The 13562-nt window shown below is 56.5% G+C and carries 13 protein-coding genes and 1 pseudogene; 7 read left to right on the top strand and 7 right to left on the bottom strand.

Features of this window, described 5'->3' with window-relative positions; genetic code table 11:
• Window positions 1-110 precede the first annotated feature (110 nt).
• Window positions 111-1094 carry a hypothetical protein gene (locus BW43_RS08505; RefSeq protein ID WP_032888986.1) on the bottom strand — a complete coding sequence of 328 codons (984 nt, stop codon included), beginning with the start codon at window positions 1092-1094 and terminating at the stop codon, window positions 111-113.
• A 209-nt stretch (window positions 1095-1303) separates the two neighbouring features.
• Here BW43_RS08505 and BW43_RS0127660 point away from each other — a divergent pair, with 209 nt between their 5' ends.
• The 3 genes from BW43_RS0127660 to BW43_RS08515 are packed head-to-tail and all read left to right on the top strand — an operon-like array spanning window position 1304 to window position 4713.
• Entirely contained in the window at window positions 1304-2230 is a 927-nt protein-coding gene (locus BW43_RS0127660; RefSeq protein ID WP_032888984.1) for an ATP-binding cassette domain-containing protein, read from the top strand.
• Window positions 2227-2952, top strand: a complete 726-nt coding sequence (locus BW43_RS08510; protein ID WP_032888982.1) for an ABC transporter permease — start codon at window positions 2227-2229, stop codon at window positions 2950-2952. Before BW43_RS0127660 ends, BW43_RS08510 begins: the two co-directional genes overlap by 4 nt.
• A gap of 15 nt (window positions 2953-2967) precedes the next feature.
• Window positions 2968-4713: a Gldg family protein gene (locus BW43_RS08515; RefSeq protein WP_032888979.1), complete on the top strand. Its 1746-nt coding sequence runs from the start codon at window positions 2968-2970 to the stop codon at window positions 4711-4713.
• A gap of 4 nt (window positions 4714-4717) precedes the next feature.
• On the opposite strand, the gene BW43_RS08520 is transcribed toward BW43_RS08515, so the two are convergent.
• The 3 genes from BW43_RS08520 to BW43_RS08530 all read right to left on the bottom strand — a co-directional run bounded on the left by BW43_RS08520 (window position 4718) and on the right by BW43_RS08530 (window position 7245).
• Window positions 4718-5026 (bottom strand): hypothetical protein, encoded by a 309-nt coding sequence (locus tag BW43_RS08520; protein ID WP_032888977.1) that lies wholly within the window; start codon window positions 5024-5026, stop codon window positions 4718-4720.
• Between the two features lie 259 nt (window positions 5027-5285).
• The gene (locus BW43_RS08525) at window positions 5286-5720 is read right to left on the bottom strand and encodes a DoxX family protein (RefSeq protein ID WP_032888975.1); all 435 of its coding nucleotides are present in this window, start codon (window positions 5718-5720) and stop codon (window positions 5286-5288) included.
• A 103-nt stretch (window positions 5721-5823) separates the two neighbouring features.
• Complete coding sequence (locus tag BW43_RS08530) at window positions 5824-7245, bottom strand: transglycosylase SLT domain-containing protein (RefSeq protein ID WP_032888973.1); 1422 nt, start codon at window positions 7243-7245, stop codon at window positions 5824-5826.
• Between the two features lie 236 nt (window positions 7246-7481).
• Here BW43_RS08530 and BW43_RS08535 point away from each other — a divergent pair, with 236 nt between their 5' ends.
• From BW43_RS08535 to BW43_RS0127655, 3 genes and pseudogenes are all read left to right on the top strand, one after another.
• Entirely contained in the window at window positions 7482-8288 is an 807-nt protein-coding gene (locus BW43_RS08535) for a TatD family hydrolase (protein ID WP_032888971.1), read from the top strand.
• 96 nt (window positions 8289-8384) lie between these two features.
• Window positions 8385-9866, top strand: a complete 1482-nt coding sequence (locus BW43_RS08540; protein ID WP_032888969.1) for a methyl-accepting chemotaxis protein — start codon at window positions 8385-8387, stop codon at window positions 9864-9866.
• A 99-nt stretch (window positions 9867-9965) separates the two neighbouring features.
• Window positions 9966-10327, top strand: a pseudogene (locus BW43_RS0127655) (terminase).
• Between the two features lie 3 nt (window positions 10328-10330).
• Here BW43_RS0127655 and BW43_RS08545 read toward each other — a convergent pair.
• The 3 genes from BW43_RS08545 to BW43_RS08555 form a co-directional block, all read right to left on the bottom strand.
• A complete protein-coding gene (locus BW43_RS08545) occupies window positions 10331-11128 on the bottom strand; it encodes an acyl-CoA thioesterase II (RefSeq protein WP_032888968.1) in 798 nt (265 codons plus the stop codon).
• Between the two features lie 90 nt (window positions 11129-11218).
• Window positions 11219-11980: a CHAD domain-containing protein gene (locus BW43_RS08550; protein ID WP_032888966.1), complete on the bottom strand. Its 762-nt coding sequence runs from the start codon at window positions 11978-11980 to the stop codon at window positions 11219-11221.
• Window positions 11981-12025: 45 nt separating this feature from the next.
• Window positions 12026-12304, bottom strand: a complete 279-nt coding sequence (locus BW43_RS08555) for a hypothetical protein (RefSeq protein ID WP_032888964.1) — start codon at window positions 12302-12304, stop codon at window positions 12026-12028.
• A gap of 218 nt (window positions 12305-12522) precedes the next feature.
• Here BW43_RS08555 and BW43_RS08560 point away from each other — a divergent pair, with 218 nt between their 5' ends.
• Window positions 12523-13560, top strand: coding sequence for a patatin-like phospholipase family protein (locus BW43_RS08560; protein WP_032888962.1), 1038 nt, complete (start codon window positions 12523-12525; stop codon window positions 13558-13560).
• Window positions 13561-13562: the final 2 nt, after the last annotated feature.

The following is a 13562-nucleotide window of genomic DNA, read 5'->3' as shown; positions in this document are numbered from 1 at the left end:
CATGCATCCCCAGGCAATGTCCATAGATGCCGATAGGCCAGGCAATAACTCCCTGACGTCGGTTCGCTGGGGTTGATGATAAATGAACCCGGGAAAGTAGCCAGGGCAGTCTAACCATCCAGGGTCTGATCCAGCTCAAGCAGCACACCGCGCAAACTCTGGCGTAAACCCGACACTTGCGAAGTCATCACTTTCAGGGCTTCGGTCCGCTGACTGACGGCCAACGATTGGTCATGCAACTGAGTGGTGCGCTGTTCCAATTCGCGGGTCCTTTCATCCAATTGACTCTGCTCTTGCTGCAATCGGGCCTGCCATTGATCAAGGGCTGTTTCGCGTTCCATTGCAGCGAGTTTTTGTTGGGTGAGTTCCTGAGCGACACGAGCAAGGTTGGTCAGCGTACTGTCCACTTCGAACAGGTTGCAGCGGTCTGTTGGCGCCAGTTGCTTTGGCTGCGCCGGAGCGTCGGGCTCATTCATTACGGCTGGTGCAGTCCGCAACACGGTCACCGGCTCATTGATTGGCATCTGCCTTGGCTCTTCTGGCGTCTGTTCATTTACGGGCAACTGGGCAGGCTCGGTTGGGTCCGCGTCCCTGGGAGGCGCACTCATTTTCGACGAGAAGCGAATGGAAGGCACAATCAATGAAGCACTTTCGATGGGTGGCATCACCGGAGCAGACATTCCCAGGGTGATCACCTTCATCACCAGGGCCTTCTTGATGGTCACCGAATGATGCTCTTCAGGCCTCGCAGGGGGCAGTTTGCACCCTTTCAAATCGAGAAAATGATAAGAAACTTGAGTGTCGGTTACACTGCCGGTCTTAATACCCGACGCCGATGTAAGAATCTGCTTAAAAACTTGCATTGCCACCTGTAAGTCTTCCTTGGACTCTACCCCATCCAGAAAATACCGATCGAGTTTTTTGCGCAGGGTTGCGATATAGACCCTTGAACTCGCCGGCTCCACCTCTTCATCCAAGCTATAAACAAGAAAGTTTGAGGCAATCTGACCAACAGCAAATCCACAGAGCAACGCCCCGTTGACCGGCGTATCTTGGCCATCGCGTTCAAGAACAAGAGTACGTAGAAGCATCATGATAATCAGGTCTCATTAGACATTCGGAAAATCTCTACAACTCCCAGACAAACACTAGGCAGTTAGAGATTACAAACACAAAACAATTGTTCCAGCGACCTGCCTAGCGTGCACGTAGGACTTTTCCTATTAATGCTTATCGGAGTTCCCAAAAACCACTATTGCTCGTATTCTTTTTCAACATCTTCGCCCTGCGCGCACCAGACTAAATGATCAAAATAACCAACCTGACAAAACATCTAAACAAGAAAACAATAATCAACGATTTTTCATTTAGCGCCTGCAAACATGAATGCCTGGGACTATTCGGAGAAAATCCTACAGTTAAAACAGCACTTCTCGATTTAATCTCAGGCTCGACACTCCCCTTCAGCGGACATATCAACATCCAAGGTATCGATACAACCACCCAATCGCATAAAGTAAAAAAGATAGTCGGCTACCAAATTAACAAGTGTGTCAGTCACCCGACGATGCTGGTTAAAGAGTTCCTTGACTACATCGCAGCCATCCGCGGACTTTGCGGCACCGAAAAGCGCGCAAAGGTTGAACAGGCTGCTGCACGATTGGAATTGTCATCGGTGCTCAACGCGCCCCTTGATGCGCTGTCGATCGGCCTTAAGCGCAAAGTCGCCATCGCCCAAGCCATCTTGCACACCCCTACGCTGCTGTTACTCGATGAGCCAACTGAAGGGCTCACTCCTGATCAAAAACACAAATTCAGGGCGCTTATCCAGTCGTTGAAACAAGACATGACAGTGATCGTCGCCTCCCGCCACTGCGATGAATTGTCCGAGTTCTGTACTCGCGCGCTGGTTATCGCAGGCAATCGCCTGGTGGCCGACACCCCAATGCCCGATTTGCAACGCAACTCTCGTCATTTTCAGGCGGTCACCCTCGCCGCAGACGCTCCGTTGGACTTGTTGGCTCTAGCCGTACTGCCAGGTGTGGCAGGGATCGAAGAGCATCGGCATGCACCCGGTACGGTGACCGTCCTGGCCATGCCGGGACACACCATCTACCCCCACATCAATGCACTCATTGCCCATCGCCGATGGAAAATCAACTCACTGAACCTAGAGCCCGGTCGACTGAGCGATGTGGTTCATCATCTGAGCCGTGAGGCCCGTCTTTGAAACTGCTGCCAGTCATTTTCAAGCGTCAACTTCTCCACTACGCCTGCACACCCAGCACTTATCTGAGCGTTGCCATTTTTTCAGTGCTTTACGTGGCACTCGGGTTGCACATGAGTCCGTGGCCTGAACACGACATCAATACCTTGCAGGTTTTTTTCCAGTTGCACCCTTGGCTATATCTATTATTGATTCCTTCACTCGCGACGCAACTTTGGTCGGACGAATCCAATGCAGGCTTTCTCGACCTGATGAAAACAGTGCCCGTCACGACGCATGAATGGGTTGTTGGAAAATTTCTAGCAGCCTGGGCCGTGGTGGGCATGGCCCTGATGTTGGCGTTCCCCCTCGTCATCATTGCCAACTACATGGGTAATGCAGACAACAATATTATTGCCTCGCAATTTATGTCTAGCTGGCTGCTGGCAGGCAGTTATTTATCTGTCGGATTGTTTATTTTCACACTACTGCCTCAGCGCACTGTCCTTTTCATACTGACAGTAGGCCTGCTGCTCACCTCCAGCGCTCTTTCTTATTTGCTTGATGCACTAGAGCATCAGGCGCCCATCTGGGCAATAGACAGCCTGGCCTCCCTAAGCCCTTTTTCAAGGTTCAGCGCTATTGACAACGGAAAGTTCACGCTTCGCGACATCCTTTACTTCATTAGTATAATAGTCGCCTTCCTCACAGCCACGACAGTAACCCTCAATTACCGACACCGCTGAGAAGGAAAGCCCTCCATGCAACCTACTCTGCGCAAAGGCATTACACTCACTGTCATATTGTTATTATTTCTAGCGTTCAACTTAGTTTGGATAGCGAAAATTCCTGATATTCGATGGGATCTCTCGCGACATAAGGTCCACACCCTCTCCCCACCCGCTAGACAATTACTTTCGTCGCTTGAGTCGCCAATGGACTTGTATTACTTCAATACCAATAACGACCCGAAACGAAGCTTCGCCCTAAAGCGCCACGGCAAGCACATAGAAGACCGGTTGCGGGAATACGAAAAAGCAGCGAAGGGTATGATCAATCTGCACCTTATTGATCCCGGATCTTTTTCAGAAGACGCCTACAAAGCCAGGCTTTTCGGTCTCGACGACCAGGCGGGATTTCTGGGGCTAATCGGCACCCGAGCCGGCCACGGAGCGCAACGTATTGAATCATTCAGCCTGGACCGGGAGCCATTGCTCGAATATGAAATCAGCCATCTGATCTATAAGTTGCAGTACCCAGACCGCCCCGTTATCGGACTATTGTCTGGTTTAGCGATGGGAGACTATGCAGGCCAGTTGGTGACGGAAATGCAGCGTCATTTCAACCTGGTCAATCTGGAGGCGACCACCGAGCGCATACCGGAACACGTCAAAACGCTTATGGTCGTGCGTCCTGAAGCGCTGCCCGAACAATCGTTGTATGGGATTGAACAATTTGTGTTGAGGGGCGGTAAATTGATGATGTTTATCGACCCCATGCCTGAGCAAAGTTCGAACATCACGTCCGCCAATGCCCGTCTGACAGAGGTGCTTTCCGCTTGGGGCGTAGAGATGCCAGCAGACAAGTTTCTAATCGACCACCGCTACGCGGAATCGGCGGCACCTGAGCTGGGTAAGCTCCCAGTGCAGTATCCGGGCAGATTGAAGCTGCCTCGGCAGGCAATGAACACGCACGACATCAGCACTTGGAAACTTAATACTGTGACGGTATCGAGCAGTGGTGCGCTTTTTCATCGCAAAAAAAGCGGCACCACCCTCACCCCGCTTCTGCAAAGTTCCGGGCAATCCAGGTTGCTGGAAACCAACCGATTTACCTCAGCACATGAGATCGACTCAACGGCCGATAACGCATCCACTCGAGCGCAACACCATGTGATTGCTGCTCGTATAGAGGGGCCAGCCTACTCAGCATTCCCCGATGGCATTAAGGAGCAGCCCGCAGGTTTGCAAAAAGCGGCACAGATCCATGTGGTGGTAGTGGCCGACACTGATTTGCTCACGGATCACATCAATAGCTCAGCGCCTGACAGCAACGCAGTCTTTATCTTAAATACGCTGGATAACCTGTCCGCAAGCGATTCACTGGCCAATATCCGCCCGCGCGCACCGATGGACAGATCGAAGAACATAATGGAGCGGATACGCGACAACGCCGAACAAGCCTACGAGCAGAAGGCGACTGAATTGGAACGGCGTCTGTTACGAACGGAACAGGAATGGCAAATGCTTAACCCACCGGCAGCCCCCCTCGGCTCCCAAGCAGTGGACACCACCCCCCAATTGGTGGCGCTCAACAAGGAGCGCCTGCGCTTACCCATGGAATTACACGCTTTGAGGGCTCAGACGCACGCTGAGGTGCATCGCCTGGAGCTCGCGATAAAGCTGTTCGTGACCTTGGCAATCCCGGGCGTGCTCTGTCTGGTCGCTTGGGTGGTTTTTGTAAGGAATAAACGGCGCCGATTACAGGCGAGTGTCGGACTCTCCTGAGCCCTCAACGCCTGGCAATCAGCCCCTGCCGGGCAATACGTGTGAGTTGACGAATCACTTCAGCCGCGTCGCTGGCACTGGGCGCCTGGATAACTGCCAGGTCGAAGCTATTACTCGCAAAACGGGCCAGGGAACCGCCATCTTCGACAAACTGGATCAGGAAAGCCGAAGGCCGCCCGGTGCGACGTGGCCAGCCGTCCAGGTAACGCAACAGCGTGGGCTGGTGCTTACCGCCCAAGAGGATTTTCGGATTGCGTTGAGTAAGGTCCGCGGTGATCGGAGCCAGGCGTATCAGGGGGCGTAGTGCATTCATAGTGTCGTGTCTCTGCCTCAAAAGTCTGCGGGCAGGTGAGAGGCAACACCGAACCAGCGCTTTAGCGGTATTTCGAAGCTGTTTCCTCAGGGGAGAACAGGCTTCTGTCGGGCTGCATCGAGTCCCAGTGGCGCCCCGCAATTAGCTGTTTAAATCGGCGCATGGGCAGCATCCTAGAGAAGCCGGATGGCCGATGTCAAGAATCCCGAGCAACGAAAAGGCCCGCACATGGCGGGCCTCTTCAGGTGTTGTAGAGGGGTCAGTTGGCTATTGCACGGTCGGCAGACAGTTTGCCGGCACCTTCCAGCAGCACTGCCACGGACCCGCCCAACAAGGCTAATGCGAACTCGTAACCGTTGTTGGCCATGAACAGACCGTTATGGATATGCACCGAGAAGATCGCCACCACCGACAGAATGGTCAGGCCCAACGCAGCAGGGCGTACCAGCAGACCGATGATCAGGGCCAGGCCGGCGAAAAACTCGGTTCCGCCCGACAGCAGCGCCATCAGGGTACCCGGCGCCAGGCCGATGCTTTCCATCCATTGGGCAGTGCCCGCCAAGCCGTAGCCGCCAAACCAACCGAAGAGTTTTTGCGAACCGTGGGCGGCGAAGATGATGCCAACAACAATGCGCAGGATGGTCAGACCGTAGCCGGCACGAGTGGACAGTAGGCTTTTGATCATTGGGCTCATGGAGTAAATCCTTTTCGAAGTAGGGGTTGGTTGGCCGCTATATTAATCAGTTTAAACAATGATAAAAGCCGAAAAAATGCCTGATTAATATCGATAAAATCGATTACTTCCGTGAGGCAATTTTCGGTGCTGGCGGCTCCAGGGACTCACGCTCCCGATCGAACGCCAAGAAGTACTTGTTGACGCTATTAACATAGCTGACGCCGCCCATTCCCACCTGCTCCATGGCAATGCGCTCCACCTGGAAGAACCATTGGTTGGGGTTCAATCCCCGGCGCCGGGCCTCGGTGCGCATACCCTGCACGCGCTCCGGGCCCATGTTGTAGGCCGCGAGTACAAAAGCCATGCGCTCACGCTCGTTGAGCTTGGGGCTGGCGAAGAACTTGCGACGGATCAACGCCAGATAACGCGCCCCCGCCTGCACATTACTGTCGAGACTTTCGATATTGTTGACGCCCACCCGTTGGGCCGCTGAGGGTGTGATCTGCATCAAGCCGGTAGGACCACCGCTGTTGCGCGCGCCAGGATCGAAGGCGGATTCCTTGAAAGCCAGCGCTGCAAGGTTAAGCCAGTCCATGCCCTGCTCGCGGGCATGTTTTTGCAGCACTGGCCGCAGCTTTTCCAGGCGCTGGCGGTCGGCGCGGGCCAGTGGGTTCCGCACCTGGTAGAGGCGTCGATAAATGCGTTGAAACGCCACGTCCTGGTCGGAAGGCGTGCGATAGGTCTTGAGAAAGCGATCAATACTTGCACGCAGCATCGAAGCGTCCTGGCGAACAAACCAGTATTCATCGCCAGGTTCGCTGATGACGACTTGTTTGTCGAAGCGCAACTTGGGCAGGATCTTCGACCAGCGTTCGGCAATCGGTTTCTCGACAATGGTGAGGTGGAAAATCCCCGCCTGCACCATTTCCAGAACGTCCTCCACTGCCAGGGTCGGGTCCACCCATTCCACCTTCACCGGTGGCTGCTTGTGCAGGGCCAGCTTCTGATTGACCTGGCTGATGGCATCCGCTGCCGCACTGCCAGTGGTCAGCGCCAGCGTTCGTCCTGACAGTTGCTCCAACTTGGTAAAACGCCGCTCTCCCTTCACCCCCACCAGCCACAACGGTACAGCGCTGGCAATCGGGCTACTGGTGCTGATTTTGTGAGCAGCTTTCACATCAAGCAACTCCCCAGGAGCAACCAGATCGCCTTCACCACGGGCCAGAGCGCCGAGCAATTGATCCTTGGCCTTGGGGATTATCTTGAGGTTTATTTCCTGGCCATCACGGGCGTGACCGTTGAGGTATTGCTCGAAGGCGCGTAGGCGGTGGTATTCAACTCCGATGGCCTGGCCCTGCACTTCGCCGGAACTGTTGCGACTTTGGTTGACCAATACCCGAAGGGTGCGACTTGAACGAATCTCCGCCAAGTCACGGACCTTGCCAGGCTTGGTCACTTCCAGCGGCCCGTCCAGACGCGCAACCGCCGCCAAAGGCAACAGTAACGCCAGGCACAACATAAGCAACGCCGAGGGTCGGATCATCCGCTCTCCGGAAAGAATACTGGCCAACGCGCTCGCGAAAAACGACGCGGTGGAGGTCAGAAACAGAGCGCTTTATGCGCAGGCTTTGCGTGCAACGGTGGCACAGTGCAGGACGTTCAGCCAAACACGATGTCACTTGCGACGTTCAAAGACAGCTATAACTCATTGTAGTTCTTCGTTTTTCTTATAAATCTACAGCTCTGATATGCTTTCCGGCCGCAGGCGGAGATAGCACCATGCAACTCATTGATATCGGCGTCAACCTGACCAACCCCAGTTTCGACGACAAGCACCAGGCCGTTCTCGACCGCGCCTACGCCGCCGGCGTGCAGCAATTGGTACTCACCGGCACCAGCGTCGACGGCAGCGAACAGGCTCTGGAACTGTGCGTCAACCTCGACGAAAGCGGCCAACGCCTGTTCAGCACCGCAGGCATCCACCCCCACTCCGCCAGCGACTGGAACGGCGACAGCGCCCAGCGTTTGCGCGGTTTACTCAGCGAAAGCCGCGTACGTGCCGTGGGCGAATGCGGCCTGGATTTCAACCGGGATTTCTCACCGCGCCCGCAACAGGAAAAAGTCCTGGAAGAACACCTGGCCCTGGCCGTCGAGCTAAAGCTCCCGGTATTTCTCCATGAGCGTGACGCTAACCAACGCCTGCTGGAGATCCTCAAGGACTACCGCGACCACCTCACCGCCGCCGTAGTGCATTGTTTCACCGGCGAACAGGCGGCGCTGTTCAGCTACCTCGACCTCGATTTACACATTGGCATCACCGGCTGGATATGCGACGAGCGCCGTGGGACGCACCTGCACCCACTCGTCAAAGAAATTCCCCGGGGCCGCCTGATGCTGGAAAGCGATGCGCCTTACCTGCTGCCGCGCACCCTGCGCCCCAAGCCGAAAAACGGTCGTAACGAACCGGCTTATCTGACGGAAGTACTGCGCGAAGTCGCCCTGCACCGCAACGAAAGCGCGCAAGACTTGGCCGACCACAGCACTGCCTGTTCACGCGCTTTTTTTGGGTTGCCGACCTTGGATTGATGCGGCGCATTGACCCATGTCAAAACCGGTTTTCTGAGTAGCGGCACAATAATGGCACCTTGCCAATGCTGTTTCCGCTATCAGAGAAAACCTTACATGGGTGCCTGGCTTAGCAATATCTCGCTGAAGTACAAATTCTGGGCCGTCAACGCGGTCGCCTTCATCACCACCCTGCTGCTGGTGCTGTACGCCGTGCAGCTCGAACAACAAGCGCGCAGCACAGCCTCCCAGGTTTCGGCGCAGGCCCAGGGCCGATTGCTGGGGGCCTGGCCAACCAACCAGCCGCTCCCCAAGGACGCGCATTGGCTGACGTTTGCCCGAGGCCAAGTCCCACAGTTGGGCGATTTGGATCTGTCAGCCCTGAGCACCACCACCGGCTGGGTCGAACTCAATCACATGCCGCTGTTTGGTGAAAATCCATTGATAGGCGCTGAAGTCATTGCCCGCCCGGATGGGCAATACATTGGCGTACTTGCCTACGCGCCAAGCTTGAGCCAGGTCTTCAGTGAGCGCTTCGCTAATTACGCTGTGGCTGTCGCAATCCTGATGCTTGTGATGCTTGGTGCTTCGCAACTGCTGATCCGCTTCCTGCTCAGTCAGCTCAACACGCTCAAGGATGTCATGCTGCACGTGGAGAAAACCGGCGACCTGTCGGCTCGCGTTCCCCTGGCCTGCAAGGATGAAGTCGGCCAGATGGCCAGCGCGTTCAATGCCATGCAGGCTGGCTACCAGCGCGTGGTCAGCACCGTGGCGCGCACCGCTCGGCAACTGGACGAAGGCGCTGCACGTCTGGCCAGCAGCATGAATGAGGTGCAGCACGGCATGCTCGGCCAGCAAAGCGAAACCGACCAGGCCGCCACGGCCATCAACGAGATGACCGCCACCGTCTACCACATCGCCCAACATGCTGGCGCCACGCGAGATTTGTCCCAATCCGCCGACACCCTCGCCGGTAGCGGCCAGGAAGTGGTGACTCGGGTAAGACACTCGATTGCCGGACTCTCCAGCGGCGTGCAACAAACTGCCGTAATGATCCAGAAGCTTGCTGAAGACAGCCAGAAAATCAACGGTGTGGTCAGCGTGATTCACAGCATCGCCGAACAGACCAACCTGCTCGCCCTCAACGCCGCTATCGAAGCTGCCCGCGCTGGAGAAATGGGCCGTGGCTTCGCAGTAGTCGCCGACGAAGTGCGCAATCTGGCCAAGCGCGTGCAAAGCTCCACCGACGAGATCACCCGTATGGTTTCAGCGCTGCAAGCCGGTACCCGCGACGCGGTGGACTTTATGCAGGAAAGCTCGTTCAAGGCCGACGACTGCGTGCAACAAGCCCAGGAAGCCGGTGCCGCACTCGCCGAAATCACCGGTGCCGTGGCGCAGATGCGTGAAAGCAACACTCAAATCGCCGTTGCCGCCGAACAGCAAAGCCATGTGGCCGAAGAGATGAACCGCGCAGTGGTCAGTATCCGCGATGTGACCGAGAACACCGTGCAACAAACCGTGGATTCGGCAACGACCAGCAATGAACTGGCGACGTTGGCAGGGGAGTTGAGCAAGGCGATTGGGCAATTGAAACTGTAGGACTGGCTATGAGCCCCATAGCGAGCCCCAATTCGCCCACGCGCCCGCCCCCACCTAAACTCTCTCCATGTTGTTTCAACGGACAGAGGAATCACCATCATGGGCAAACGTCATCCCAATCTCCCCGCCTGGCAATGGCATAGCTACCCGCAGACGCACCAGCACCCAACGAACCTGGCCTTGAACCTGATCGCCGTGCCGCTGTTTATCGTTGGCTTTCTATTGATCGTTTCTGGGGCCTTTAGTCTGAGCCTGGCCAGTTTCGCCGTTGGCGTAGTCGGCATTCTGGCCGGCATGGCATTGCAGCGTCATGGTCACAGCCTGGAAGCCCAGGCGAGTCAGCCGTTCAGTGACCGCAAACAGGCGGTGAGCGCCTGGTAATTGAGCAGCTCGTGACCTCTGCGCGCGTTGTGTCAAGCAGTGGCGGGCGGCGCGCCTGGCGCCAGCGCCATCTGCACTGATGCTTAAGCGAATACCACAACAGTCTGGCGGCTGATAGCAATCAATCCGCCAGTAGGGCTCCACAGCGCAGCGGCAGCATGGCCGTAGCCGTCGCGGGCGTGTTCGATGTTGACGCAGTACTGACACCAATCGAGGGTGGTCAGATCCTGCAACGGTTGGATGAATTCGATGGTCCAGGTCAGGGTGCTGCCCGGTGCCGGTTTCTTCAGGTGCGGCAGCAATGCCGGCGGCCAGGCGTCGACCAGGGCGAGGATATGCGCCTCGGTCAACGGCTCTTCTTTCACATCCCCACGCAGGCGAACCCAGCCCCCCATTTCGCGGGACTTATTACCGGTGAATGGCAGGCCGCCGACGCTCCAGCGCATTGCCAAGTGACGCATAAATTCAGGCGTCACGCCCTTGATATAGGGCAACTCCTGGCACTCTTCCCAGTGTTTGAACACCGGCGCCGCGTCGCTTGCCACATCTATCTCTGACTCACGGGATGCGCCGAAACTGGCTTGCACCAGGGTCGCCACTTCACCGTTCTGAACGACGCGGCCTAGCAACTGACTGACTGCCTTGCCTTCGCGCAACACTTCGACTTGATAACTGGCGGGCACATCGGGCGCCACCGGCCCCACGAAGGTTATTGCCAACGACCGCAATGGTCGATCCGCAGGCACTTGGGCACGCAGTGCTTCGTATTGCAAAGCGGCGACCAGCCCGCCAAACGTCGCGCGACCTTGGGCCCATTCGGCGGGGATGGTGACATCCAGCGGGTGGCTACGGGCAGCGTCGAGCAAATCACTAAAGCGCATGGCGACCTCAGGTCAAAGGAAACAGATGAGGGATCTTAACCATCGTGCAGGTGAGGTACAGCGCGTATTCCGGCCAAAAACCGGACCGATTCAGAAACAATCCGCGCTGAGCTTGTCCAGCACCCGATCCGCCTGTCCCTCGGCTTTCGCCATGGTTTTGTGCCATACCGCCACACACGGTTGCAGATCCGCTTGATCTTCAGCCTGGGCCAGCCACTGCCAGCAATCATGCCAATCGCCCAGGGCACCTTGGGCTTTCTTCAGGCGCGACATGGCATTGGCGGGCAGTTTGTCCAGTTCCGGATACGCCTCGGCCGCATAACGCACGCGCTTGATCAACAAACGCAGACGGTGGCGATCATGGCCGGGATACTTGAGGGCTTCACCGAGGGTTTTCCATTGCTTGGCCAGACGCTTCTCGATGCGCGAGCGCAGGCCTTTGAGCAATTTCTGATGTTGGGAGGCGCGAATAAAGCGTGGGAAGGCATCCAGAATCTGCAGCAAGTGCGCCAACTCCGGACTTTGCGCTACCTGGCGATACGCGTCGGGCTGTAGGCGCAGACGCCGATCTGCCGCTTCGTGATGACCATGCTGATGCAGATAAGCAGCCAGCACTTCACGATCACGCAGGGGGGTGGTCAATCGGCCAACGGTGCTGGCAGCCAATTCGAGCTGTTCGACGCCTGGCAACCCACGCAAGGGTCGCAACAGGCTGCGCAGGCGCCGCACGGTGGTGCGCAAGTCATGCAGCGCTTCATCGTCGGTGACGGCGGCGAGGCGAGCCTGGCAGCTCAGCAACCCTACTTCCAGGCCAATGACCTGAGCGACTAACTGATCAACCAACGCTGACATCCTGCCCCCGCCTTTTGATGAAAAATCCTACTTGCTGCCCATGGCTCAACGCCCGGCGCGCGACTCACGAATATAGAACCGTGCCTTCTCAGCCTTGTTGGAGCAGCCTTCAAACGCTTCAAACTGTTGCTGTGTCTTCGCACCGGTCAAGAGGGACAAGGCCTTGGAATAGCTGACGGTACCGGCGAAACCTTCGGCCTTGGCCAGGTCCAGTTCTTTCCAGGCAGCGTCCAATTGCGCGCCGCAGCTGTCGCGGTAAGCGGTTTTCCCGGCACAACCGGCCAGGGCCAACAGAATCACAGGCACACACATCCAGGCTTTCATCAATGACACCTCAAAATAAAGAAAAACAGTCGTACGGTTGTAGACGTTGCCTACAACAAAAAGTGCCTTGTCCTTAGCCTGAAATCGATAGTACCTATTGCCAGAGCATACCCGAGCCTACTCGCTATTCTGGAAAAATATTACGCAGTTCAGCGAAGATTGAAGCGGCCCCCTCAATGGGTGCATTGTGAGGACCTGCCGATCAAAGGATATGGACCATGAAGAAACGTGTTGCCTTGGTGCTGGGCTCCGGTGGAGCCCGGGGCTACGCCCATATCGGGGTGATCGAAGAAATCGAACGGCGCGGCTATGACATTGCCTGTATCGCTGGCTGTTCCATGGGCGCGGTGGTGGGTGGGATCTACGCCGCGGGCAAGCTGGACGAGTATCGAAACTGGATTGAAAGCCTTGATTACCTCGACGTGCTGCGTCTGGTGGACGTGAGTTTTCGCCTGGGAGCGATTCGTGGCGAGAAGGTCTTCGGACAGATCCGCAAGATCGTCGGCGAGATCAATATCGAGGAGCTGCGCATTCCCTACACGGCCGTGGCCACCGACCTCACCAACCAGCAGGAAATCTGGTTCCAAGAAGGCTGCCTGCACCAGGCCATGCGCGCTTCGGCCGCAATTCCCAGCCTGTTCACCCCAGTGATGCAAGGTAACCGCATGCTGGTGGACGGCGGCCTGCTTAACCCACTGCCTATCGTGCCGGTGGTGTCGAGCCATTGCGACTTAATCATCGCAGTCAACCTCAACGCCACCAACCAGAAACACTACCAATTGCCGGTGATCCAACGTCCGCCGGCGTTCAAGAGCCGCTTCAACAGCTTGGCGAAATCACTCGGCTCGCACCTGCCGTTTCGTCGTAAGCAAGCCGAGCAGTTAATGAAGCTGGAGCAGGAAGCGTTGCAGGCCCAGGCGGCCGAGATCAACCCTTGGCTGGATTCGGCTGAGCCCGAGTCCCAACAACCTGCCGCTGCGCCGGAAAAACCCGGGGCGCCGAAGTCGGCGACCGGTTCGTTCATCATTGATAACGTGGGGCCGGCGTCGTTGCTGGACCTGATCAACCAGAGTTTTGAGGTGATGCAGACGTCATTGGCTCAGTACAAAATTGCGGGTTATCCGCCGGATGTATTGATCAACGTGCCGAAGCGGGTGTGCCGGTTTTTCGAGTTCTACAAGGCGCCGGAGTTGATCGCTTTGGGGCGCGAAATTGCCAGCGATACGTTGGACCGCTATGAAAGTGAACAGCCCTGAGT

Source organism: Pseudomonas sp. RIT357 (assembly GCF_000632245.1).
GTDB classification, from domain to species: Bacteria; Pseudomonadota; Gammaproteobacteria; order Pseudomonadales; family Pseudomonadaceae; genus Aquipseudomonas; species Aquipseudomonas sivasensis.
The sequence above is the reverse complement of the archived record's forward strand: the minus strand, read 5'-3'. Positions and strand labels throughout refer to the sequence as shown.